The organism is Amycolatopsis samaneae (assembly GCF_039541975.1).
Classification (GTDB): domain Bacteria; phylum Actinomycetota; class Actinomycetes; order Mycobacteriales; family Pseudonocardiaceae; genus Amycolatopsis; species Amycolatopsis samaneae.
Map to the genome: position 1 here is coordinate 331,544 of NZ_BAABHG010000007.1, position 23,510 is coordinate 355,053.

Sequence of the window (23,510 nt, forward strand, 5' to 3'; positions counted from 1 at the left end):
TCCGTGGGGGCCTCCTTGAGGGACCCAGGGTCCCTCAAGGAGGCCCCCACGGACCAGGAGTACTGGCGTTCAGGGCGGGCAAGGAGCCCTGCGCGGACTTCCGGTGTCGGCGGGGTCGCGGCGTGCTGTCACCGGTGGGCGCAAACGCTTGCACCTGTGGGTTTCTCCCCGTGACGGTGCCTGTCCACAGGCATCGGCCGTTGTGGACAACTCCGGCCGCTCACCCCCGTTTTCCGGGGTTTCGTCATACCTCGGCGGTAGCGTTGTTACTGGGGTCGCCCCCCTGGGAGGGCGGGGGATGCCCGAGCGGGGGCCTGGGTCAGCAGGCGGTTTCGGTTTCGGTCGCCGCGGCCGTGCCGGGGCTGATGCGGATGAGGCACGGGGCGACGTCTTCGGCGCGGTAGGCGGCGATCTTGTGGTGGCCGTCGAGGATGAGTTCGCGGTCCTCGTCGGCGAGCACGACGGCGACCGGCAGATGGCCGTCCCTGATCGCGGTGCGGTAGTAGGTGACCCGCGCGTCGTCGGCAGGCGGCCAGCCCGCGCTCGCGGTGAGCGGCCGTCCGTCCGGGAGCCGCAGCGGGCCGAGGATCCGGTAGTCGCCGTCCACGAGCTGGGCGATGAGCGCGTCGAGAGTGTCCACGAGCGGGCGACGCAGCTGGCCGGTGGCGAGCGCGATCCGCAGTGCCGCCGGCAGGTCCGGCTGCTTGCCGGTGTTCACGTCGACGAAACCCCCACCACCGCTGACCGTTACCTGTTCCACGTCCATCAGGACGGATCAAACCTCAGCTTGGTTCCTGGCCGTACCTGTCCGAGTGCATCGAGTGATCCCTGTCTCACCGTGGCCGCCACGGGGTAACCGCCGGTGGTCGGATGGTCGGCCAGGAACACCACCGGTAGCCCGTTCGGGGGTAGCTGAATGGCGCCGGTGAGTAACCCCTCGCTCGGCAGTTCGGTCTCCGCGAACGCCTCGGCGCGACGCAGCGGCGGCCCGTCCAGCCGCAGCCCGACCCGGTTCGACGCGGAGGTCACCGTCCACCAGGTGCTCAGCCCGCGCGCGACGTCGTCGAGCCAGTCGTCGCGCGGCCCCAGCACCACCGGCACGACCAGTTCCGCGGGCGCCGGCCGGGGGACGACGACGTCGGCACCGGCCGGTACGCCCCGCGTCGTACCCAGCGGCAGCAGCGCGCCGGGCGCCAGCGGGTCCGGCCCGATCCCGGAAAGCACGTCCCGCGAGCGGCTGCCCATCGACGGTTCGGCCGCGATCCCGCCGGACGCCGCGAGGTAGCACCGCAGGCCCGTCGACGGGGTCCCGACCGTGAGCGTCTGCCCGGCCCGCAGGTGCACCGCCACGTGCGAGCCGACCTCCCGCCGGTCCAGCCGGACCCGCACCGGCGGGCCGGTCACCGCGACGGTGCACGACGCCGTCGCGCGCACGGACAGTCCGCCGAGCACCGACTCGACCCCCGCGCACGACTCGGCGTTGCCGACGAGCCGGTTCGCCAGCCGCAGCGCCGCGACGTCGAGCGCGCCGGAGGGCGGCACGCCGAGATGCGCGTAACCGGGGCGGCCGAGGTCCTGCACCAGCGCGAGCGGTCCCGTCGCCAGCACTTCGAGCGCCCGCATCACCCGCTCCGGAACCGGACGCGGTCCCCCGGCGCGAGCAGCGCGGGCGGCTCGGCGTGCTGATCGAACAACGTCGTGCGGGTGTGGCCGAGCAGCCGCCAGCCACCCGGCGTCGAGGACGGGTAGACGCTGGTGAACTCGCCCGCGATCGCGACCGAGCCCGCCGGCACCCGCGTCCGCGGCGAGGCCAGCCGTGGCTGGCGCAACGGCTCCGGCAGCCCGGTCAGGTACCCGAAACCGGGCGCGAAACCGGTGAACGCCACGGTGTAGGAGGCGCCGCTGTGCAGGTCGACCACCTCCCGTTCGGACAGCCCCGCCGTCTCCGCGACCAGTGCCAGGTCCTCGCCGTCGTAGTGGACCTCGATCGTGATCTCCCGGGGAGTGCCCGACGGCGGCCGGGTGAGATCGGCTTTCCCAATCAGTGCGCGGACGTCGTCGAGCGCGGAGGAGCCGGGGTGCGCCACGACCAGGAGGCTGCGGGCACCGGGCACCAGTTCGGCGACGCCGTCCGGCCGCGCGGCCACGATCGTGGCGTGCGCGGCACTCATCTGGGTGAGCGAATCGCAGTCGAGCAGCGCGGCGTGCTCGCCGTACCGCCGCCAGCGCACGGGATCCGCCCGGTCAGCCCACCACGCGGCGGAGCAGCGCCGACGCGTGCGGCTGCATGTCCTGGCCGACCATGGCGCGCTCCTCGACGTAGCCGAGATCGCCGTTGACCAGGCCGTAGAGGCGCTTCGCCGCGGTGACGTCCTTGGCGGTGGCGGTACGGATGACCGCGTCCGTGCCCAGCTCCCAGGACGTCTGGTTGAGCGGCTTCCCGTAGTACAGCTCGACGATTCCCGAGCTGTGCGTGAGCAGCAGCTCGATGGTGTCGTCCTCCTGCGGCCGCCAGAACCCGGTCTCGCGGGCGGCGGGACGGATGACGTTGCCCTCGTCGTCGAGCAGCCAGGACCGCGCCTCGTGGTAGAGGAAGGGCCTGCCGTCGTGCGCGATCGTGAGCTGCTGGGCGAACTTACGCGGGCCGTCGATCGTCGGATAGTCGATCTCGCCCTCGCCACGCCACACCCCGACCAGGGGCAGCAACGCGAGACACGCGTCGTTCAGGTTCGGGCCCAGCCGCAGGTTCGCCGTGTCCGCCGGGATCGGCAGGTCGTCGAACTGCGGGAGGTTCCGGTCACGCGTGCTCTCGGCGCGCTTCTCCGCGGCCGCGATGGCTTCGTCGCCACTCGAGGTCATGGGCTCAGCGCTGGTCGGCGTACAGCCGGTAGACGACATACGCGGCGAACCACACCGTCGCGAGCCCGGCGATCACCAGCAGGGTCGTAAACAGGATCTCCACACCGGGGAGAATAGTCCGCCCCGGCTCATCCGGCTCCGCGCAGGGTCGTCGCGGTGAGCACGGTCACCGCCAGCAGCACCAGCGCGGCGACCCCCATCGCGAGGTGGAGGCCTGCGGAGAAGTCCGCGCGCTGCGCCACCAGCGCGCCCAGCGCCGCGACACCCAGCGCGGTGCCGGTCTGGCGGGCGGCGTTGACCGTCGCGGACGCGATCCCGCTGCGGTTGCCGGGGAGCCCGGCCAGCCCGACCAGATTCGTCGGCGTGATCGACAGCCCACCGCCGAAACTGAGTACCGCGAAGACCACGGTGACCAGCCAGAACGGGGTCGTCGCGTCGAGCAGCAGGAAACCCGCCAGGCCCACGGCGGTGACCAGGTAGCCGACCGGCAGCACGCGGTCCGCGCCGAAACGCGCGGACAGCCGGCCGGCGAGGAACGCGGCGACGAGGTTGCCGAGCACGTAGGGCAGCATCTGGACGCCCGCGGCCGTCGCGGAAGCGCCGCGTACCTGCTGCAGGTAGATCCCGATCAGGAACGCCGCCGGGTACGCGGCGAAGCCGAGCGCGAACGACGCCAGGATCGCGACCGCGAATCGTGGCCTGCCGAAGAACCGGACCGGCAGCATCGGATGCGCGGCGCGGAGTTCGACGACGAGGAACGTCGCCAGCGCGGCCAGGCCGATCCCGCCGACGGCGAGCACCGGCGAGGTGAGGCCGACGCGGCCCGCCTCGATCACCGCGTAGGTGAGGGCGCCGACCCACAGCACGGAAAGCGCCTGCCCCGCCAGGTCCAGCGCGCCGTGCTCGGGGTCGGCGGACTCGGTGATACCGCGCAGCCCGGCGAACACCGCGACCACGCCGATCGGGATGTTGATCAGGAAGATCGTCTGCCAGCCCAGCCCGTCGGTCAGCGGACCGCCCACCAGCGGGCCGACCACGAACGCGGCACCGGCGACGGTGCCCCACAGTCCCATCACCCTGGCGCGTTCCTTCGGCTCGGGGAACGCGTGCGCGAGCAGCGCGAGGGCGCCGGGGATGACCGCCGACGCGGCGACGCCCTGGACGATCCTGGCGGCCACCAGGAAGCCGAGGTTCGGCGCGAGCCCGCAGGCCAGCGACGCGAGCGTGAACCCGGTGAGGCCGACCAGGTAGACGAGCTTGCGGCCGTAGCGGTCGCCCAGCGTGCCGCCGGACAGGATCACCGCCGCGAGCGCGACGGTGTAGCCGTCGACGATCCATTGCAGTGCGGAGAAGTCGGTGTTCAGGTCCCGGCGGATCGACGGCAGCGCGACGCTCACGACGCTGACGTCGAGCAGCGCCATGAAGGTACCGAGGAAGGTCGCGGTGAGCAGTGCCGCGCGACCGGTAATGGTAACGGTTTTCGTCAAGGTCACCCGGACAGATTGCGGGTTCAAGCCGACTTGAGGTCAACTCGTGCCATGCGATCCATCGGGGAAGTCGCCGCCTGGCTGGGGGTCACCGCGTCCGCGCTGCGGTTCTGGGACGAGCGCGGGCTCGTCAGTCCGGCGCGGAAGTCGGGTGCCCGCCACTACGGCGAGGACGATCTGCACCGGCTGGCCATGGTGAAGATGCTGCGGGACACCGGAATGCTGAGCCTGGACGAAATCGCCGTCCTGCTGCGAGGGCCCAAGCACGGCGACTGGCGCGTGGCCGTCCAAACGCGACTGTCGGAAATCCGTGCGCAGCAAGAGAAGCTGGACGCCGCGGAGAAATTTCTCGGTCACTTCCTGTCGTGCCCCCAGGCGGACCCGATCAAGGACTGCTCACAGCTGCGGGAGCGCACGGACCGGGAGCTGAAGGGGGCTTTCGACAGGTAGGACACGACGAAGGGGACTTTCCGCGCAGCACCTGCGAGGAAAGTCCCCTTCAGCAGCTTGTCAGCCGACCGAGATGGCCAGGCGGTGCAGGCCCGGCCCGGCGGCGGTGACCGAGGCTTCGCCGTTGCCGCTGCGGTGCAGCGCGCGAACGGTCCAGTCGCCCGGTGCGGCGTAGAAGCGGAAGTCGCCGTCGGCGGAGGAAACCACCTCGCCGGTGAAGTCGCCGCCGCCGTCCAGCAACCGGACGAACGCGCCGCCGAGCGGCCCCTCCGTGCCGGTCACCTTGCCGGCGAGGACGACCTGGCCGTTCGTGTCGAAGTCAGCGGGCGTGGCCTCCTGTGCCGGGGCGCCGCAGCCGTCATCTGCCATTACTTCGCTCCCAACTCGACCGGCACGCCGACCAGCGAGCCGTATTCCGTCCATGAACCGTCGTAGTTCTTGACGCCCTGGTAGCCCAGCAGCTCGCGCAGGGCGAACCAGGCGATCGACGAACGCTCGCCGATCCGGCAGTACGCGATGGTCTCCTTCGCGGGGTCGAGACCTTCGTCGGCGTACAGCTCCTTGATCTCTTCCTCGGTCTTGAAGGTGCCGTCCTCGTTGGCGACCTTCGCCCACGGCACGTTCAGCGCGCCGGGGATGTGGCCGGGGACCTGGGACTGCTCCTGCGGCAGGTGCGCCGGGGCGAGCAGCTTGCCGGAGAACTCGTCGGGCGAACGCACGTCCACGAAGTTCTTCGAGCCGATGGAACCGACGACCTCGTCGCGGAACGCGCGCAGCGAAAGGTCCTGGTCCTTGGCCTTGTACTGGGTCGGCTCGCGCTTGACCTCGTCGGAGTTCAGCTCACGGCCGTCGAGCTCCCACTTCTTGCGCCCGCCGTCCAGCAACTGGACGTTCTCGTGGCCGTACAGCTTGAAGTACCAGTACGCGTACGCCGCGAACCAGTTGTTGTTGCCGCCGTAAAGGACCACGCGGTCGTCGTTCGAGATGCCCTTTTCGGACAGGAGCTTCTCGAAGCCCGCCTTGTCGACGAAGTCGCGGCGCACCCCGTCCTGGAGATCCTTGCGCCAGTCGAACTTCACCGCACCGCGGATGTGCCCCGCGTCGTAGGCGGTGGTGTCCTCGTCGACCTCGACGAACACGACGCCGGGGGTGTCCAGGTTCTCCTCGGCCCACTGAGTGGTGACCAGGACTTCTTCACGGCTCATGGAGCTGACTCTCTTTCTGGGGGTTCGTACGGGCTGGGCGGGAGTTCTACGATGCGCGGGCGGTGGGGGTGAAACGCTTGATGAGCAGGTACATCTCGCAGCCGAGGCAGAAGTTGAACGCGGCGTTGAGGAACGCGGCGAACAGCGCGAACGCCGTCGCGATGATGCCGAGCAGGTCGACGCCCGCCGCGAAGCCGATCGTGCCCACCAGCGCGAACACGAAGCCGACGGCCTGGGCGAACCGCAGCGGCGCCGCGTCCTCCCGCTCGGTCGTCGGGCCGAGCCGCGGCGCGACGAGCGCGCGGTAGAGGATCGAGTACGGGGCGGGTTTGAGCCCGATGAACGCGCCGATCGCGAACACGACCGTCTGCAGCGCCAGCAGCGGCCACCACTGGGTGACGAGCACGACGGCGAGCACGACCGTGGTCAGGATGGCGGCGAACCGCGGTCCTCGCGGGTCGACGGCCGGTCCGGCGGACATGGGATCCTCCTGCTTGGCGAGGCGGAGTTGCGTGCGGACGGCACGGCTTCGGCGATGTTCCGGCGGGCCCGGCACGCGAGCGGGCGTGCGTCAGCCAAGGCCGGACGGGACCGGACACAGGCTGCTGCGCACGCGGCACAGATCCACTGCGCGGCGTTGCGTCAAAAGGGGGGTAGCCAGCCTGTTCACGGGTGCGAGGGTACCCAGTGCTCCCTCAGAGTGGGAACACCGTTCATACCGTGGGATGGCTCTCGGATGCTGGGAACGCGGCGGTAGGGTCGCGGGTTTCCCCTGATCAGGGGGTGGGCGCGCCCAGGTGAGGGCGCAGCGCGGCGAGCAGTTCCTCGCGGCGCGGGACGCCGCCGACCCGCAGCAGCTCACGGCCGTCGGCGGACATCGCGAGCGTCGTCGGGGTGCGCAGGACGGAGAGGGCGTTGGCGACCTCGGGCCGGTCGGTGACGTCGAGGTCGACGTGGGTCAGTCCGTCGGTCTTCTCCGCGAGCGAGGACAACAGCACGCGGGTGTGGCGGCAGGGCGCGCAGAACGTCGTCGAGATCTGCACCAGCGTCACGGCCGAGCCCGGGTCGAGCGCCTCGTGCACCGCCTCGGGCAGCGGCCGCGTCTCGGCCGGGCGGGGGGCGCGGACACGGCCGTTGCGCGCACGCAGGCCGAGACCGACCGCGGCGGCGACGACGAGCGTGCCCAGCAGCACCCACAACCCGGCCATCGCGTCACTCCTTCGCGGACAGCTGCGCGAACGACACGTCGTTCGCCTTGCCCTTGATCGTCACCGAACCGCTGTCGACCCGCACCGCGGTCGGGGTCACCGACAGCGGCAGGTTCGCCGTGCTGATCGACGCGCGGAAGTTCGGCAGCAGCGCCTTCTGCACAGCAGCGGGAACGATCGTCGTCTTCTTGTCATTCCCGAACTGCAGCCGGGTCGGGACGATGCTGATTTCCTTGCCGTGCAGTTCGATCATCGCGAAGCAGAAGATTTCGAGCTTCTCTCCCGCGATCTGGACGTTGCCCGAGAGGCGCACGCCCGCGGTCGGGCTGTCCTGCTCGGTGTCCTTGCCGGTGGTGGTCGTGGTGGTGGTCGTCGTCGGGGTGGACGACGTGCTCTTGCCGGGGTCGCCGTTGCGCACGTAGTCCTCGCTGGACTGCTCGATGCGCAGGTTCTCGATCTTGTCCAGCGGCGCGTTGCGCGCCAGATCGGCGGCCTTGATGGTGACCGAGCCGGTCAGCTCGCCGATCCTGATCGACTTGGTGTTGCCGGAGGTGAGGTCCGACAGCGGCGCCGTCACGTTCTCCAGATCGGCGTTGACGCCGACGTCGTGCAGCTTGTCGCCGACCGGGACCCCGCTGGCCGTGACACCGATGTGACTGTAGTCACCGGACAGCGCCTGCGTGAGGAACGGGAAGCCGTGCACCGTCACCGACGGGTCGTCGGTCAGGCCGAGCTGGGTGCGGACCTTCTGCGAGATCGTGTGCTCGGCATAGGCCGCGGCCCCGAAATCGGCTCCGACCAGGAGGAGCACCAGGATCCCCAGCGCGATGACCCAGCGCCGGACACGCCGTCCACGGCGCCCGCTGCCCGGCCCCTGGGCCGGTCGGTCCGGTGCCGTCACGGGCCTGTTCACCATCGCGTGCGCTCTCCTCTGTTCTCCGGGCTCGTGGCCTCGTCCCCGGTTTGACCAGGTGTGATCGATCCAGCAAGGGGGAGGTGTTCCGGCCGTTCACCCGCTATTCTCACTCAGCACCGACCGAAGCCACGTTCGAGGCGACGACTTGTTGAAGGCGGTGTGGCTCATGAGCCTGGACCTTCTGGTACTCACAGCGGAAGCCGACGCCACTTCGGTGCTGCCCGCGCTGGATCTGCTGCCCCACACCGTACGCGTCCGCGCTCCCGAGGTGACCGCCCTGCTCGACGCCGGGCACCGCGACGTCATCCTCCTCGACGCGCGCAGCGACCTGGCCTCGGCGAAGAGCCTGTGCCGGTTGCTGAAAGGCGCCGGTGAGGACGAAGCGACCACGCCGATCATCGCCGTCGTCGGTGAGGGCGGGCTGGTCGCGGTCAGCGCGGAGTGGCGGACCGACGACATCCTGTTGCCCACCGCGGGCCCGGCTGAGGTCGACGCCCGGCTGCGGCTGGTGACCACGCGCGACGGCGGCACCGCGCAGGCCGACGCCGAACTGCGGGTCGGCGATCTGGTCATCGACGAGGCGACCTACACCGCGCGCCTGCGGCGCCGGACCCTCGAACTCACCTACAAGGAGTTCGAGCTGCTCAAGTACCTCGCGCAGCACGCCGGCCGGGTGTTCACCCGCGCGCAGCTGCTCCAGGAGGTCTGGGGCTACGACTTCTTCGGCGGCACGCGCACGGTCGACGTCCACGTCCGGCGGCTGCGCGCCAAGCTCGGCCCCGAGCACGAGCAGATGATCGGCACCGTGCGCAACGTCGGCTACAAGTTCGAACGGCCCGCCAAAAGCGTGACCCCGAAGTCCGCCCCGGCTCCGGCCCCCGCGCCCGAGGTGCCCCTCCCCGCCGACCTCTCCACCCACTGACTCGCGCAAGTCTCTGAAGGCCACCATGAGGGCGTTCTGGTCCCTCATGGTGGCCTTCAGAGACCTTTAGGGTGGGAGTCATGGAGCTGTCCGGGTGGAGTGACGAGCGGGACGACGCCGCGGTGCGGGAGATCCTGCTGGCGGCGAAGGAAACCGACGGGCGGCCGGAGGTCTCGCCGGACGGGCCGCTGCCCAGGGAGTTCGACGGCGGGCAGCACCTGCTCGCCGGCGACAGCGCGGACGGCGTCCCGGTCGGGTACGTCCACCTCGACACCGACGGCGATTCGCACGGCCGTCAGGTCGCGGAGCTGATCGTCCACCCCGCGCACCGGCGTCGTGGTCACGGCCTCGCGCTGGCGCAGGAGGTCAAGGAGCACGCCGCCGCGGGCTTCCGCGTCTGGGCGCACGGTGATCACCCCGGCGCCGCGAAGATCGCCGGGCGGCTCGGGCTGGGACGGGCCCGTGAGCTGCTCATCCTGCACGCCGACGTCGCGAAGGCCGACTGGCCCGAGCCGACGCTCCGCGACGGCGTCACGCTGCGCACGTTCGTCCCCGGCCAGGACGAGGACGCGATGGTCGCGGTCAACGCCCGCGCCTTCGACTGGCACCCCGAACAGGGTGCGCTCACCGCCGACGAGGTCCGCGCCGAGGAGAAGCAGCCGTGGTTCGACGCGGACGGCTTCTTCCTGGCCGAGGACGAGCGGGGCGAGATCGTCGGCTTCCACTGGACGAAGGTGCACGAGCCGGTACCGGGCCGGTTCGGCGGCGAGCCGGTCGGCGAGGTGTACGTCGTCGGTGTCGACCCCGGCGCGCAGGGCGGCGGGCTCGGGAAGGCGCTCACGCTGGCCGGACTGCGGTACCTGGCGGCGCGCGGACTGCGTCAGGTGATCTTGTACGTCGAGGGTGACAACGCCCCGGCGCTCGCGGTTTACACGAAGCTCGGGTTCACGCGTTTCGAGACCGACGTGCAGTACGGACTGTGAACACTAAGAACGCTTTGCGATTAATCCGTCACAAAGCGCGGACGCCCAGGTCACAGCTGTGACACGGCACTCACACGGACTAGTAGCGCTACTCACATCGGCCGCCTTGTTCACTTTTCGTTCACCTGGAAAGGGCCGCCTGTCCACCGTGGCTGCCTAATGTCCGGATCCGGCGCGGGCGACCCGGCCCGCCGGTCCCGCAAGACTCCTAGTGGAGGAAATGCAGTGAAGATCATGCGGCCCCTGGGTGCGATTGGCATCGTGGCGAGCGCCGCTCTCGTGCTCACCGCGTGTGGTTCGGACCCCGCGGCGAACAAGAGCAGCTCGAACTCGGCTTCGGCGCCGGCCGCCACCGGAACCGCCCAGGTCGACTGCGGTGGGAAGAGCCCGCTGTCCGGTGAGGGGTCGACGGCGCAGGACAAGGCCGTCGAAATCTTCAAGCAGCAGTACGGCAAGAAGTGCCAGGGCCAGCAGGTCAACTACACCGCGAGCGGTTCGGGTGCCGGTGTCAAGCAGTTCAACGCCAACCAGGTCGACTTCGGTGGCTCGGACTCCCCGATCACCGGCGCCGACGCCGAGGCCGCGCAGAAGCGCTGCGGTGCCGAGGCGTGGAACATCCCGCTCGTGGTCGGCCCGGTCGCGGTGGCCTACAACCTCAAGGGCGTCGACAAGCTGACGCTGACCCCGACCGTCATCGCCAAGATCTTCAACGGCGGCATCAAGAACTGGAACGACCCGGCGATCAAGGCCGTCAAGGGCAACGAGAGCCTGAACCTGCCGGACAAGCCGATCCAGGTCGTCTCCCGCTCCGAGGAGTCGGGCACCACCGACAACTTCCAGAAGTACCTCGGCGCGGCCGCCAAGGACGTCTGGAAGCAGGGCGCCGGCAAGAAGTTCAACGGCGGCGTCGGCAACGGTGCGCAGGGCTCGAACGGTGTCGCCACCGCGGTCAAGGCCGGCGACGGTGCCATCACCTACGTCGAGGGCGCGTTCGCCAAGGACGGCCTCACCCCGGCCCTGATCGACAGCGGTTCCGGCGGTGTCGAGCTGAACGCCGCGAACGTGGCGAAGTCCCTGGACGCCGCCAAGTTCCTCAAGGAGGGCAGCAACGACCTCGCCCTCGACCTGAACGCGATCTACGCGAGCAACACCCCGGGCGCCTACCCGCTGCTGCTCACCACCTACGAGATCGTCTGCTCGAAGTACTCGGACGCGAACGTCGCGAAGGCCATCAAGGCGTTCCTGACCGTGTCCGCCACCGATGGGCAGAAGCCGCTGTCGGACAAGGGTTACGTGCCGATCCCGCAGAGCCTGCAGGACAAGGTGCTCACCGCCGCCAAGGCGATCGCCTGACCGGCTGCCCGTGCCCGGTGTGACTACTAGACACAGGCTGGACCAACACAGTCGATGAGTGACTCGTCCTCGACGCGAACGCCCACCGGTGACCCCGGTGGGCGTTCGTCGTCCCTCCACACGCCTCCGGAGGACCCGATTTCGGACAAATCCGCCCCGCCGGCCACCGAGCCCGCGGGTACCCCACGGGGGAAGGTGCGGCCCGGTGACCGCATCTTCAAGAACCTGACCACCGGCGCCGGGCTGTTCGTGGTGCTCCTGATCGGTCTGATCGGGCTGTTCCTCCTCGTCCAGGCCATCCCGGCGCTGCGGGCCGACAAGGCCAGCTTCCTGTTCTCCAAGGCCTGGTCGACCAACGACCCGAACAACATGTCCTTCGGCATTCTCGATCTGCTGGAGGTGACCATCGCGACGTCGGTGGTCGCGATGGTGATCGCGATGCCGGTTTCCCTTGGTATCGCGCTCTTCCTGACGCAGTACGCGCCGAAGAAGCTCGCCCGGCCGTTCGCCTACGTCATCGATCTGCTGGCCGCGGTGCCGTCGATCATCTTCGGCCTCTGGGGCATCCTCGTGCTCGCCCCGGCGATCGAGCCGTTCTCGCAGTGGGTGAACGACACCTTCTCGTGGATCCCGATCTTCGCGCCCGGCAACGTCGCGCCGAGCGTGCGCGGCACGATCTTCACCGCGGGCGTGGTGCTCGCGGTGATGCTCCTGCCGATCATCACCTCGCTCACCCGCGAGGTCTTCGAGCGGACCCCCACCGCGCACATCGAGGGCGCGCTCGCGCTCGGCGCCACGCGCTGGGAGGTCATCCGCACCACCGTCCTGCCGTTCGGCAAGGCCGGGTACATCGGCGCCTCGATGCTGGGGCTCGGGCGCGCGCTGGGTGAGACCATCGCGCTCGCGGTCATCCTGCTCATCCCGGTCGGCCGGTTCTTCACCTGGAGCGTCTTCGACGGCGGCGCGACGTTCGCCTCGAAGATCGCGGCGAACTACAGCGAGTTCAACAACGCGACCTCCGCCGGTGCCTACATCGCGGCCGGGCTCGTGCTGTTCCTCCTCACCTTCCTCGTCAACTTCGCGGCCCGCGCGATCATCGGCAAGAAGGGGGCGTGAGCATGCCGACCTCCACGCTCGAAAAGCCCGCCGTGGCACCGGCCTTCCAGCAGGTGAGCCTGGCTCGCAAGGCGAAGAACGGTTTCGCCACCGTGCTGGTGTGGCTGTCGTTCCTCGTCGCCGTGGTGCCGCTGGTGTGGGTGCTGTTCACGGTGATCGCCAACGGCATCAAGCGTCTCCCGTTCTCGAACTGGTGGACCGAGGACTTCGGGGAGGTGCTCTCGGACGAGGTCGGCGGCGGCGTGCTGCACGCGATCATCGGCACCCTGCTGCAGGGTGTGGTGTGCGCGGTCATCGCGGTGCCGCTGGGCATGCTCGTCGCGATCTACCTCGTCGAGTACGGCCGGGGCAAGCTCGCCAAGACCACCACGTTCATGGTGGACATCCTCTCCGGTGTTCCGTCCATTGTGGCCGCTCTGTTCATCTACGCGCTGTGGGTGACCACGCTGGGCCTGCCCCGCAGTGGTTTCGCGGTGTCACTCGCGCTGGTGCTGCTGATGATCCCGGTGGTCGTGCGGTCCACCGAGGAGATGCTGCGGATCGTCCCGGACGATCTGCGTGAGGCCTCGTACGCGCTCGGCGTCCCCAAGTGGAAGACGATCATGAAGATCGTGCTGCCGACCGCGTTGTCCGGCATCATCGGCGGTGTGATGATGGCGCTCGCCCGTGTCATGGGTGAGACCGCGCCGCTGCTGGTGCTGGTCGGCTACTCGGCGTTCGTGCACTGGGACATCTTCAGCGGCGAGCAGGCCTCGCTGCCGCTGCTGATGAACAACGAGCGCGTCACCAACTCGATGAACCCCGGCAGCGTCGGTTTCGACCGGATCTGGGGCGCGGCGCTGACACTGGTGCTCATCATCGCGCTGATCAACCTGCTCGCCACGGTCTTTTCCCGCATCGTCGCCCCGAAGAAGAAGTGAGTCATGGCCAAGCGAATCGACGTCAAGGACCTGGACATCTACTACGGCAAGTTCCATGCCGTGGACGGCGTCACGCTGGCGGTGCCGCCGCGTAACGTCACCGCGTTCATCGGGCCGTCGGGGTGTGGCAAGTCGACCGTGCTGCGCACGCTGAACCGGATGCACGAGGTCATCCCCGGCGCGCGAGTGGACGGCGAAGTGCTGCTGGACGGCGAGAACATCTACGCGTCCTCTGTGGACCCGGTGCAGGTGCGTCGCACCATCGGCATGGTGTTCCAGCGGCCGAACCCGTTCCCCACCATGTCCATCAGGGACAACGTGGTGGCCGGGCTGAAGCTGGCCGGCACGAAGAACCGCAAGGAACTCGACGAGATCGCCGAACGGGCGCTGCGTGGCGCGAACCTGTGGAACGAGGTCAAGGACCGGCTGAACAAGCCGGGCGGCGGCCTTTCCGGTGGTCAGCAGCAGCGGCTGTGCATCGCGCGGGCGATCGCGGTGCAGCCGGACGTGCTGCTGATGGACGAGCCGTGCTCCGCGCTCGACCCGATCTCGACGCTCGCGATCGAGGATCTGATCGGTGAGCTGAAGAAGGACTACACGATCGTCATCGTCACGCACAACATGCAGCAGGCGGCGCGGGTTTCCGACCAGACGGCGTTCTTCAACCTCGCCGGGGTCGGCCAGCCGGGACGCCTCGTGGAGCTGAACGACACGGAGAAGATCTTCTCCAACCCGGACGAGAAGGCCACCGAGGACTACATCTCGGGCCGCTTCGGCTGATCTCGCGGCTTCTCCGGCATCGGTCCGTGGGGGCCTCCTTGAGGGACTCTGGCTCCCTCAAGGAGGCCCCCACGGACCTTTCCGCCCACTTCCCGCGGCAAGACTCCGTGCCGGGCCATCACCTACGCATCCCCCACCCTCCCGTTGGGGGGCGGCCCCGCACCATTCTACCGCCGGGGTGTGACGAAACCCCGGCGATGGGCGTGGAGGGCCGAAGTTGTCCACATGCGACGGTGGCTGTGGACAACCGGGCCTGCGGACCCAGATCCCTTGCCGTGTAAGAAATTCGGTGTGCCACTGCGCGGAGTACTCCCCAGTCCGTGAATGCCACATTGAGGGACTCAGAGTCCCTCAATGTGGCATTCACGGACCTGCGGGCGCCGAAGACACGAAAAAGCCCGTGCCCCAACAAAAACGGAGCACGGGCCTTCGGAAATCCGGATCAGATCTCGTCGTCGGTGCCGTAGCCGGGCATCTTGCCGGTGACCACGAAGATCATCCGGCGGGCGACGGACACGGCGTGGTCGGCGAAGCGCTCGTAGAAGCGGCCGAGCAACGTGACGTCGACCGCCGCGGCGACCCCGTGCGGCCAGTCGCGGTCCATCAGCACGGTGAACAGGTGGCGGTGGATGTCGTCGACCGCGTCGTCCTCGGTCTCCAGATCCTTCGCGGCGGCGACGTCCTTGGTCTTGATGATCTGCTCCACGCGCCGCGCCAGCTTGACGTCGAGATCGCCCATCCTGGCGAAGTCGTCACGCACGGCGTCCGGGAGCACCGGCTCCGGGTGACGGCGGCGCGCGGCCTTCGCGACGTGCAACGCCAGATCGCCCATGCGCTCCAGGCTTTCCGCCGCGTGGATGGCCGCGAGCACCGTGCGCAGGTCGGTCGCCACCGGGGCCTGCAACGCGAGTAGTGCGTAGGCCTGCTCCTCGCACTCGGCGCGGGCGTCGTCGACCTTGGCGTCGTCGCTGATCACCTGCTCCGCGAGGGCGAGATCGACCTCCAGCAGCGCGCGCGTCGCGCGTTCCATGGCATCGGCGACCTGGACCGACATTCCGGCCAGGTGGTCGGCGAGCTGTTCGAGTTCGACATGGTAAGCCTCACGCATGAACACACCCTACGGGCAACAACGTCCGAATACCGCATCGCTGGGTGAACCCGACGTGAACCACGTCTAACGAATCCCTCGGTTCACCCCGAGTTGCTCGTCCGCTTCGTGCCGGGTTTCCCCGTGGTGCCGGAGGTACCGGACGTTCCGGTGTCCTTGCCCGTGTCCGGTGCCGGTGCGTTGGGATCGGGCAACGGAGTGTTGTCGATCAGGGCCTGGAACAACGACTTCGTCTGGGTCTGCATCAGTACTTCGTTACCGCGCGCGTTCGCGTTCCCGGTGGTCGGCACGGTCATAAAGGTGATCTTCGACAGATCGACGCCGCGCATCGACTTCGCGAGCGTCATCATCTGGTCGATCCCGAGGTTTTCCCCGAAGGTCGCCTTCGCGAACGCGTCGATGAAGCCGCTCAGCTTCCCGGCGTTGAGCAGGACGTCCGAGGACATGACCTTCTTCAGCAACGACGCGATGAACGTCTGCTGCCGCTTCATCCGGCCGTAGTCCGAGGTCGGGTCGCCCTTGACGTGCCGGGCCCGCACGTAGCTCAGCGCCTGGTCCCCGGAGATCTGTACGTCGCCGGTCTGCGAGATGACCATGCCGAGCGTGGTGTCGTCGATCGGCTTTTCGACGTGCACGTTCACCCCGTGCACCGCGTCGACCATGGCCTTGAAGCCGTTGAAGTCGATACCGACGAAGTGATTGATCCGCATGCCGGTGATCTGCTGGATCACCCGCGTCACGCACTGCGGGCCGCCGGCGCCGTACGCGGTGTTCAGCTTCGTGATCTTGACCGCGGGCGACTTCTCCTCGCTGTACTTGCTGGTGGCCGGATCCCAGCGCGCGCACTCCGGCTGCGAGACCTCCAGGTCGCGCGGGAACGAGACGACCACGACCCGTTTCCGGTCGGCCGGGATGTGCGCGATCATCACGGTGTCCGAGCGGGCGCCGGGGATCGCGTTCTTGTCGCCGACGTTCTCTTCGGCGGAGGCGCCGTCCCGGGTGTCCGACCCGACGAGCAGGAAGTTCTCGTCGCCGGTCTGCCCGGCCGCGTCCTGGATGTCCGCCGAGTTCTCGTCGAGCGCGGTGATCGTGTTGAACTTCGCGTCGAACCACGTCTTCGCGCCCCAGGCGATACCGGTGGCCAGGAAGACGAGCAGGGCCACGATGATCGCGGCGATCCGGCCCGCCTTGAGCGTGCGTTCGTTGTGCCGCTGCTTCTTCTCCTGCAACCGCGTCTGCGGCGCCTTCTCCTGTGGGTTCGGCTTCGCCTCGGGCTCGGCCGCCGCCGAGGACGACGGCGCCACGACGCGCATCAGCGCGGTGCGGGTCTGCTCCAGCAGCGCGGTGGGCCGGGCGGTGAGCCGGTCACGACGTTCCCTGCGCTTGGCTTCCTCGGCCTCGAGCTCGTCGTGCGCGGCGGAGAACCGCGCGAGCGTGTGGTCGATCTTGCGCCGGTACTGCGTCGCCTCGTCGATGACCTCCATCTCGTCGGTCATCGTCAGCGGGTCCAGCGAGGCCCGCGGCGGCACGGCAGCGGTAGCCGCGGCGGCGGCAGCAGCGGGCTTGACGCCGTTCGTCACCCTCGTCGGCTGCTCCGCGGGCGCGGGACGGGGCCGTCGTGGACGCGCCTCGGGGGCCTTGCCATTGGCGCCAGGCGGAGCGGCGGCCGGGGCGGGGCCGCTCGCCGCCGGCTTCTTCCCGTTCGCCGCCGGGACCACCGCGGTCTGCGCGGCGGCGGGCGGCGGCACCGGCGGTCCGCCCGCACCGGGCGGCGCGGGACGGCGTGCGCCGCGGGGCTGAGGAGGCGCTTGCTGGGGCGTCGCGCCGTTGGCCGGTGGCCTGCGCTCCGGCGGGGCGCCCGGGACGGGCGCGGCGGCGGTCGGACGGCGTGGGCGCGGCGGCCGGGGCGGGCGCGGGCCGTCCGGTGGGGTGGGTGGCTGGTCCGGCCGGGGGACGCGAGGCGCGGGCGGGGTCTGCGTCGCCGAGGGGCGGGGCGGGGCAGCCCTGCGTCTGCGGGGCTCTGGCTCCGGCTCGGCGGGCTCCGTGCGGTGGGCGGGCGCGTCTTCCTGGGGGAGGGTGCCGGGCGCGAAGGTGGGCCGCTCCCCGGTGTGCCGGGCGACCACGTCGGACACGCTGATGCCGCCGTAGGTGTCCATCGACCGGCGCCTGCCCGCCCTGCCACGTGCGGGTGTGCCTTCCGAACGACGACCGGTCCCCGGGGTGTAATGCTCGTCGGGCACTCGGTCTCCTTTCGCACGTCGAAGGCGGCGCTGCTCTGCTGCTCGCAGCCTCTTCTGCCGACACGTTCCGGTCCTGGCTGTGCCACCGGGACGCGCGTCCCGGGTAGCGGGTTTTCGTTATCGTACGGATACCCGCCGGTTGTGACGACACCCTCCCGGGAATTTCTTCACCGTCAGTCGTAAAAATGCTGGTAGCAGCGGGCGAACAGGTGAAGGATCGCGTAGGTAAACCGGGGTAATGACCCGTTTACGTTACTCTGAGTGGGTAATTACCCGAGTGGTTTCGTGATCGCGATAAGCGACCTTATTGCGGCCGGCGTGCTTCGCCGCATACAGCAGCGTGTCCGCGCGCCGCAACTGGCGCTCGGGGGAAACGGGCCCAGGGTTCCCCGAACCCGGCTCGTGCGCGATGCCGATGCTGACCGTCACACGCAGCCCCGGCTGAACCTCTGACCAGGGGTGATGGGCGACCCGCGCGCGGGCCGCGTCGGCGATGCGGACCGCCCGCGAGGCGTCGACCCCGGGCAGCACGAGCGCGAACTCCTCGCCGCCGTAGCGCGCGCAGAACCCGCCGGGAGGCAGCTCCTCCTGCAGGAGGTCGGCGACGCGACGCAGCACCCGGTCGCCGACAAGGTGACCGTACGTGTCGTTCACGTTCTTGAACAGGTCGAGGTCGATCAGCGCGACCGCCATCTCGGGGTGGCGGTGCGGCCCGGGGGAACCGTGCCGTCCGCCGGGCAGGTCGTGCAGCCACTGGTCGAGATAGCGGCGGTTGTAGCTCGACGTCAACGTGTCGCGGAGGCTGCCGGCGCGGGCGATGTCCAGCGCCGAGCGGAGGTGCTGGTACGCGCGCCGCCAGTCCCCCTGTGTCGCCAGCAGATCGGCGATGGACTCGTGGAGGCCGAGCAGATCCCCCGGCTCCGGTGACCCCCGGAGCTCGTCCTCGGCCACCGCGCCCACCTCCGCCACCCAATGGTTGTCGACGTATAGGAGGCGGCGCTTGAGATATCGGTACGGGCGAAAGTGAATATCGCTCAAGTGGACGACACTCGTCCGGCGATGTCACGCAGTGGAGTTCTCGATCTCGAACGACGAGAACGGAGAAACGACCCTGAGCTGGTTGAATTGATCTTTCGCCCAGTAACTCATGTCGGCCTCGGGGTCTTGCAGCAACCCTGCGTAGTCGGACCAGGTGACCCACCGCCAGCCGCCGACCTCGGCCGGATTCGGCTCGGGATCCCGGTCGGTCCACGCCACGAAGACCGGGCAGAACTCGTTCTCGACGATGCCCTGGAACGGCGGCGTGCGGTAGCGGTAGGACGGCAGCACGCACTGCAGGCCCGACAGCGACGGCAGCCCGAGTTCGTACTCCGCCCGCCTGCGGACGGCGTCCTCCAGCGGCTCGCCCGGCGCGGGATGGCCGCACACGCTGTTGGTCCAGACCCCCGGCCACACCTTCTTCGACAGCGCCCGCTGGGTCACCAGCAGCGCCTGGTCGGCGTGCCGCAGTACGTAGCAGGAGAACGCCAGGTGCAGCGGGGTGTGTTCGTGGTGGCTGGCGAGCTTCGGGCCGGTTTCCCCGGTCGGGACGCCGTCCTCGGTGACGAAGACGACGCGCTCGGTCTCTTGCTGAGTCGTGGTGTCCACGGTGAACACTGAACACCGCGTCGCACCCCGCGGCCAGAGCCGGATGGGCCGTCCGTGACGGATTTCGCCTCTTCGTGTGGATGTGGTCAGCGGGCCTTGAGATGTTCGACGAGCAGAGTCGTCAGCGCCTCCGGAGCGTCCTCGGGCACCCAGTGCGTGACGTCCTCCAGCATCTCGAACCGGTACGGCCCGGTGACCCAGTTGGCGGTGTCGAACGCGGCCGTCGAGCCGAAGGAGACGTCCTCGGTGCTCCACACGTACATCGTGGGCACGGCGATCTTGCCGATCTTCCCGCCGGGACGTCCGGCGCGGTACCAGTTCAGCGCCGCGGTGAGCGCGCCCGGTTCGGACAGCCGCCGCACGTAGTCCTCGACCTTGCTCTGCGGCACCCGCCGCTCGAACATCTCACGCAGCGCGCGGGCGTCGTTCTCCAGCATGCGCCGCTCGGTGACCGGGGTCTGCCGCCACTCGGTCATGTACCGCGAGCGAAGATGCTGGTCCTCGTCGGTCTTCATGGCCGCCGCGAGCGCGGCCGGATGCGGCGTCGACACGGCGGTGAGGCTGCGCAGGCGTTCGGGGTGTGTGTCGGCGGTCCACCAGGCCACGGCCGCGCCCCAGTCGTGCCCGACGAGGTCGAACCGGTTCCAGCCGAGCTGGTCCGCGATCGTGACGACATCCCCGACCAGCGTGTCGATCCCGTACTCGGCGGCCCGCTCCGGCCGGACGTCCGGGGAGTAGCCGCGCTGATCGGGCGCGATCGCGCGGTACCCGAGCACGCCCAGCGTCGCGACCTGGTGCTCCCAGGCGACGGCGGCCTCGGGGAACCCGTGCAGCAGCAGGACGGGACGGCCGTCCTCGGGCCCGGCGGCGATGGCGTCGAAGGATCCGGCAGCGGTGGGGATGCTGAGGTGGTCGATCACACTCCCGAACCTACGCGGCGAGGGTGAACGGCGGGCGGCTGGTGCCTTGTCGGGCCGTCCCGGCTAGCCGCCGGAATGCATGTCCTCGGCCTCGGGGACGCAGTCGTCGTCGGGATCGTCGAGCCAGCCGTGCGGCAGCGTGACCTTGCCGGGCGAACCCTGGCGCCCGCGCGGGCCGGTCGCCGCGGCCGGGAACGGCGCGTCGTGGTCGAGCTGCGCGATCAGTTCGTCCAACTGGTCCATCGAAGACAGCATCGCGAACCCGCGACGCAGCTCGGAGCCGACCGGGAAGCCCATCAGGTACCAGGCCATGTGCTTGCGGATGTCGCGCATGGCCTTGTCGTGGCCGTCGTGCTCGACGAGCAGTTCGGTGTGGCGGCGCAGGACCTTGGCGACCTCGCCGAGGTTCGGCGGCGTCGGCAGCGGACGTCCGGCGAACGCGGCCTCCAGCTCCCCGAACAGCCAGGGCCTGCCCAGACAGCCCCGACCGACGACGACGCCGTCGCAGCCGGTCTCGGCGACCATGCGCAGGGCGTCGTCGGCGGAGAAGATGTCGCCGTTGCCGAGCACCGGGATGCCGGTGACGGCCTCCTTGAGCGCGGCGATCTTCGACCAGTCGGCCTGCCCGGAGTAGCGCTGCGCCGCCGTGCGGGCGTGCAGGCTGACCGCGGCGGCGCCCTCGGCCTCGGCGATCCGGCCCGCGTCGAGGTAGGTGAGGTGGTCGTCGTCGATGCCGACCCGGAACTTGACGGTGAACGGCACCCCGGCCTCGTCGGCGGCCTTCGCGGATTCGCGGACGATGTCGGCGAACAGCTTCCGCTTGAAGGGCAGTGCCGCGCCGCCGCCCTTGCGGGTCACCTTCGCGACCGGGCAGCCGAAGTTGGAGTCGATGTGGTCGGCGAGGCCCTCGCCGGTGATGATCTTGACGGCCTCGCGCATGGTCTTCGGGTCGACGCCGTAGAGCTGCATGGACCTGGGCTTCTCGTCGGCCCCGAAGGTCATCATGTGCATGGTGCCGGGGTGGCGTTCGACGACCGCGCGGGCGGTGATCATCTCGCAGACGTAGATGCCGGCGCCGTACTCCTGGCACAGCTGCCGGAAGGCGACGTTGGTGATCCCGGCCATGGGTGCGAGCACGACCGGCGGATCGACCTTGTAGGGGCCGATCTTCAGCGCGGGCTTGCTCAGGGTCGCGGTCACGCCCTCCATTGTCGCCCGTGAGGTCCGTCACCCGCAGGTGGGTGTCTAGTCCAGCAGGCCGAGTGCGCGCAGATGTTCGGTGACCACGGTCGGCGACGCCGTGATCGCGGTGGCGCCTTCGGCCAGCGCGTCCGCCTGGTATCTGCTGCTCGCCGTGGCGTTGCAGTAGATCACGAACGGTATGTCCGAAGTGGACTGTCGAACGGCCCGCATCAGGCGCAGCCCGGCGTCGACCACCTCGGTGCTGTCTTCGGTGCGGTTCATGTTCGACAGGACGGCGCCGTAGCCGCGCTGCCCGAACAGCCGGAGGCCCTCGGCGGTGGTGCGCGCCAGATCGACCCGGACACCATGGTTCTGCAACTGCTCGATGATCAGTGCGTTGTTTTCCGGGGAATCGTCCACCCACAGCACCGAATAAGGCGTGCCGGTCCGGGCCGCCGCATCGGCGAGGTCTTCACCGGTCTCCACCGCGCGTGCGGCCGGGTCCTCGATCGCCTTGCCCAGCCGGTCAACCTGTTTCTGCAGATCGGCGAGCACCAGGTTCTGTTGGTCGCTCAGCTGTTTCATGCTCAGTTTCTGGCCGCCGACCTCGAGCGTCCACTCGCGGCTCTCGGCAGACCGGACGATGCGTAGCAACGGACGCCGAAACAGCAGGAGCGCCGCGAAGATCAGCAACGGCCACAGCGCACTGGCAATCGAGTTGATCGTCTCGGCCACTGATTTCTCCTGGCTCGTGTGTCCGATCCGGGTGAGCCAACGTTACCGGGGTGGCGAGCGAACTACATCCGGTTCGCGAGTTCCGGACCGTCAGTCCCCGACGTCGAGGATGCGGGCGCCGGGGAGTGCGATGTTGTGCAGCACCAGCCTGCTGCGCACCTCCCGCACCCCGTGTTCCCCCTTCAGCGCCGCCAGCACCCCCTCGAACTCGTCGGTGCCGGTGCAGGCGAGCCGGATCTGGTAGTCGTACTCGCCCGTCGTGCGGAAGGCCTCGACGACCTGCGGGATGGTGGCCAGGCCCCGGTGGAACTCCGCGTTGTCGTAGCCCTCGCGCAGGCGCAGATCGCTGATCAGGATCAGCGGCCGTCCGAGCGTCGCGTAGTCGAGCGTCGCGTGGTAGCCGCGGATGACGCCGGAGGAGTGCAGTCTGCGGACGCGGTCGGCGGTGGTGTTCGCCGACAGCCGGACCGCCTTGGCCAGTTCCTGGTAGGTGAGCCTGCCGTCGTCGAGCAGGAGCGCGACGAGCCGCCGATCGATGCTGTCCACGAGGTGCCTCCCGAGTTTTTCTCGGCTAATCAACAATGCTGTCGATAATAGCTCGGCGTATGGGCATCGGAGCTTGTGAATTCCTAGACAAACTCGGCGGGGGATCGAGCAGCATCAGGACATGTGGAAGTACTGCTGCTGAAGGTCCTGCTCACGCCCTCGCTCGTCCTGTTCGTCTCGCTGGCCCAGCGGCGCTGGGGTCATCTGCTCGGCGGCCAGCTCACCGCGCTCCCGCTCACCTCCGGCCCGTTCGTGCTGATCCTCGCCTGCACCGAAGGTGCCGAGGCCGCCCGCGCGGCGGTACGCGGCGTCCTGCTCGGCACTCCCGCGGTGCTCGTGTTCTGCCTCGGTTACGGGCTGCTCGCCCGTCGTCACGGCTGGTTCGTCTGCCTGTCGACGTCGGTGTGCGCGACCGTCGCGACGAGCTTTCTCGTCGTCGTTCTGGCGCCGCCGCTGTGGTGCTCACTGGCTGTCACCACGGTCACCCTCGCCGGGGTGATCGTCGCGCGGCGGCGGGTGACCGTCGCGACCGCGCCGCCGGCGGGACCGGCGTGGGAGCTCGCGGCGCGGGTCGTCATCAGCGCCGTCCTGGTGGGCGCGCTGAGCTGGACGGCCGCGTTCGTCGGCGCGGGAGCGGCCGGGGTACTGGCGACGTTTCCCGCGCTCGCGTGCGTGCTGACCGCGTTCACCCATCGGCTGGACGGTGCCGCGGCCCCTGTCCAGCTGACCCGCGGGATACTCGCCGGGCTGCCCGCGACCGTGGCCTTCTTCCTGTGCCTGCTCGGGACCCTGACCTGGCTGCCGGTTGGGTTCGCCTTCGGCCTCGGCGGGCTGGTCGTGGCCGTCGCCGGTGCCGTGCTGCCGAGAGTTCGCCGTGCCGCCGTTACCCCAGCGTGAGCCCGAATGAGTAGTGCTACGGATCCGCTGACCAGC

At 69.5% G+C, this 23,510-nt stretch carries 26 protein-coding genes; 8 read left to right on the forward strand and 18 right to left on the reverse strand.

From position 1 onward, the window contains the following. Positions 1 to 319: 319 nt before the first annotated feature. The 5 genes from ABD987_RS20615 to ABD987_RS20635 form a co-directional block, all read right to left on the reverse strand. Positions 320 to 760, reverse strand: coding sequence for a hypothetical protein (locus tag ABD987_RS20615; protein WP_345396217.1), 441 nt, complete (start codon positions 758 to 760; stop codon positions 320 to 322). Between the two features lie 5 nt (positions 761 to 765). Further along, complete coding sequence (locus tag ABD987_RS20620; RefSeq protein ID WP_345395727.1) at positions 766 to 1,623, reverse strand: 5-oxoprolinase subunit C family protein; 858 nt, start codon at positions 1,621 to 1,623, stop codon at positions 766 to 768. Continuing rightward, positions 1,623 to 2,231: a 5-oxoprolinase subunit PxpB gene (gene pxpB / locus ABD987_RS20625; RefSeq protein WP_345395730.1), complete on the reverse strand. Its 609-nt coding sequence runs from the start codon at positions 2,229 to 2,231 to the stop codon at positions 1,623 to 1,625. Before pxpB ends, ABD987_RS20620 begins: the two co-directional genes overlap by 1 nt. A gap of 13 nt (positions 2,232 to 2,244) precedes the next feature. Continuing rightward, positions 2,245 to 2,859 (reverse strand): heme-binding beta-barrel domain-containing protein, encoded by a 615-nt coding sequence (locus ABD987_RS20630; protein ID WP_345395733.1) that lies wholly within the window; start codon positions 2,857 to 2,859, stop codon positions 2,245 to 2,247. 128 nt (positions 2,860 to 2,987) lie between these two features. After that, a complete protein-coding gene (locus ABD987_RS20635) occupies positions 2,988 to 4,352 on the reverse strand; it encodes a DHA2 family efflux MFS transporter permease subunit (protein ID WP_345395736.1) in 1,365 nt (454 codons plus the stop codon). Between the two features lie 45 nt (positions 4,353 to 4,397). Here ABD987_RS20635 and ABD987_RS20640 point away from each other — a divergent pair, with 45 nt between their 5' ends. Then, positions 4,398 to 4,796: a helix-turn-helix domain-containing protein gene (locus ABD987_RS20640; protein WP_345395740.1), complete on the forward strand. Its 399-nt coding sequence runs from the start codon at positions 4,398 to 4,400 to the stop codon at positions 4,794 to 4,796. Positions 4,797 to 4,856: 60 nt separating this feature from the next. Here ABD987_RS20640 and ABD987_RS20645 read toward each other — a convergent pair whose 3' ends face one another. From ABD987_RS20645 to ABD987_RS20665, 5 genes are all read right to left on the reverse strand, one after another. Further along, positions 4,857 to 5,165, reverse strand: coding sequence for a DUF1416 domain-containing protein (locus ABD987_RS20645; protein ID WP_345395743.1), 309 nt, complete (start codon positions 5,163 to 5,165; stop codon positions 4,857 to 4,859). Beyond that, a complete protein-coding gene (locus tag ABD987_RS20650) occupies positions 5,165 to 6,001 on the reverse strand; it encodes a sulfurtransferase (RefSeq protein WP_345395746.1) in 837 nt (278 codons plus the stop codon). Before ABD987_RS20650 ends, ABD987_RS20645 begins: the two co-directional genes overlap by 1 nt. A 46-nt stretch (positions 6,002 to 6,047) precedes the next feature. Beyond that, positions 6,048 to 6,482, reverse strand: coding sequence for a DUF4395 domain-containing protein (locus ABD987_RS20655; protein WP_345395749.1), 435 nt, complete (start codon positions 6,480 to 6,482; stop codon positions 6,048 to 6,050). Positions 6,483 to 6,777: 295 nt separating this feature from the next. After that, positions 6,778 to 7,209, reverse strand: a complete 432-nt coding sequence (locus ABD987_RS20660; RefSeq protein ID WP_345395752.1) for a TlpA family protein disulfide reductase — start codon at positions 7,207 to 7,209, stop codon at positions 6,778 to 6,780. A gap of 4 nt (positions 7,210 to 7,213) precedes the next feature. Then, on the reverse strand, positions 7,214 to 8,125 hold the full coding sequence (locus ABD987_RS20665) for an LmeA family phospholipid-binding protein (protein ID WP_345395755.1): 912 nt from the start codon (positions 8,123 to 8,125) through the stop codon (positions 7,214 to 7,216). Between the two features lie 166 nt (positions 8,126 to 8,291). On the opposite strand from ABD987_RS20665, the gene ABD987_RS20670 reads away from it, so the two are divergent. From ABD987_RS20670 to pstB, 6 genes are all read left to right on the forward strand, one after another. Continuing rightward, positions 8,292 to 9,047 (forward strand): winged helix-turn-helix transcriptional regulator, encoded by a 756-nt coding sequence (locus ABD987_RS20670; protein ID WP_345395758.1) that lies wholly within the window; start codon positions 8,292 to 8,294, stop codon positions 9,045 to 9,047. An 80-nt stretch (positions 9,048 to 9,127) separates the two neighbouring features. Beyond that, positions 9,128 to 10,030: a mycothiol synthase gene (gene mshD, locus ABD987_RS20675; RefSeq protein ID WP_345395761.1), complete on the forward strand. Its 903-nt coding sequence runs from the start codon at positions 9,128 to 9,130 to the stop codon at positions 10,028 to 10,030. A 225-nt stretch (positions 10,031 to 10,255) separates the two neighbouring features. Next, positions 10,256 to 11,383, forward strand: a complete 1,128-nt coding sequence (gene pstS / locus ABD987_RS20680; RefSeq protein ID WP_345395763.1) for a phosphate ABC transporter substrate-binding protein PstS — start codon at positions 10,256 to 10,258, stop codon at positions 11,381 to 11,383. A 195-nt stretch (positions 11,384 to 11,578) separates the two neighbouring features. Then, positions 11,579 to 12,499, forward strand: coding sequence for a phosphate ABC transporter permease subunit PstC (gene pstC, locus ABD987_RS20685; RefSeq protein WP_345395766.1), 921 nt, complete (start codon positions 11,579 to 11,581; stop codon positions 12,497 to 12,499). Positions 12,500 to 12,501: 2 nt separating this feature from the next. Next, positions 12,502 to 13,419 carry a phosphate ABC transporter permease PstA gene (gene pstA / locus ABD987_RS20690; RefSeq protein WP_345396220.1) on the forward strand — a complete coding sequence of 306 codons (918 nt, stop codon included), beginning with the start codon at positions 12,502 to 12,504 and terminating at the stop codon, positions 13,417 to 13,419. Positions 13,420 to 13,422: 3 nt separating this feature from the next. Beyond that, entirely contained in the window at positions 13,423 to 14,199 is a 777-nt protein-coding gene (pstB, locus tag ABD987_RS20695; RefSeq protein WP_345395769.1) for a phosphate ABC transporter ATP-binding protein PstB, read from the forward strand. A gap of 442 nt (positions 14,200 to 14,641) precedes the next feature. Here the strand turns inward: pstB and phoU are convergent, their stop codons facing one another. The 8 genes from phoU to ABD987_RS20735 form a co-directional block, all read right to left on the reverse strand. Further along, on the reverse strand, positions 14,642 to 15,307 hold the full coding sequence (phoU, locus tag ABD987_RS20700) for a phosphate signaling complex protein PhoU (RefSeq protein WP_345395772.1): 666 nt from the start codon (positions 15,305 to 15,307) through the stop codon (positions 14,642 to 14,644). Between the two features lie 83 nt (positions 15,308 to 15,390). Then, positions 15,391 to 17,547, reverse strand: a complete 2,157-nt coding sequence (locus ABD987_RS20705; protein WP_425551087.1) for an LCP family protein — start codon at positions 17,545 to 17,547, stop codon at positions 15,391 to 15,393. A gap of 252 nt (positions 17,548 to 17,799) precedes the next feature. Beyond that, the gene (locus tag ABD987_RS20710; protein WP_345395775.1) at positions 17,800 to 18,516 is read right to left on the reverse strand and encodes a GGDEF domain-containing protein; all 717 of its coding nucleotides are present in this window, start codon (positions 18,514 to 18,516) and stop codon (positions 17,800 to 17,802) included. Between the two features lie 93 nt (positions 18,517 to 18,609). Beyond that, a complete protein-coding gene (idi, locus tag ABD987_RS20715) occupies positions 18,610 to 19,194 on the reverse strand; it encodes an isopentenyl-diphosphate Delta-isomerase (RefSeq protein WP_345395778.1) in 585 nt (194 codons plus the stop codon). A gap of 86 nt (positions 19,195 to 19,280) precedes the next feature. Beyond that, positions 19,281 to 20,114, reverse strand: a complete 834-nt coding sequence (locus ABD987_RS20720) for an alpha/beta fold hydrolase (RefSeq protein ID WP_345395781.1) — start codon at positions 20,112 to 20,114, stop codon at positions 19,281 to 19,283. A gap of 63 nt (positions 20,115 to 20,177) precedes the next feature. Then, positions 20,178 to 21,323 (reverse strand): tRNA dihydrouridine synthase DusB, encoded by a 1,146-nt coding sequence (dusB, locus tag ABD987_RS20725; RefSeq protein WP_345395784.1) that lies wholly within the window; start codon positions 21,321 to 21,323, stop codon positions 20,178 to 20,180. Between the two features lie 36 nt (positions 21,324 to 21,359). After that, complete coding sequence (locus ABD987_RS20730) at positions 21,360 to 22,031, reverse strand: response regulator (RefSeq protein ID WP_345395787.1); 672 nt, start codon at positions 22,029 to 22,031, stop codon at positions 21,360 to 21,362. Between the two features lie 90 nt (positions 22,032 to 22,121). Continuing rightward, on the reverse strand, positions 22,122 to 22,577 hold the full coding sequence (locus tag ABD987_RS20735) for an Lrp/AsnC family transcriptional regulator (protein ID WP_345395790.1): 456 nt from the start codon (positions 22,575 to 22,577) through the stop codon (positions 22,122 to 22,124). A gap of 123 nt (positions 22,578 to 22,700) precedes the next feature. Between ABD987_RS20735 and ABD987_RS20740 the strand changes: the two genes are divergently transcribed. Continuing rightward, the gene (locus ABD987_RS20740; RefSeq protein WP_345395793.1) at positions 22,701 to 23,474 is read left to right on the forward strand and encodes a hypothetical protein; all 774 of its coding nucleotides are present in this window, start codon (positions 22,701 to 22,703) and stop codon (positions 23,472 to 23,474) included. Positions 23,475 to 23,510 lie beyond the last annotated feature (36 nt).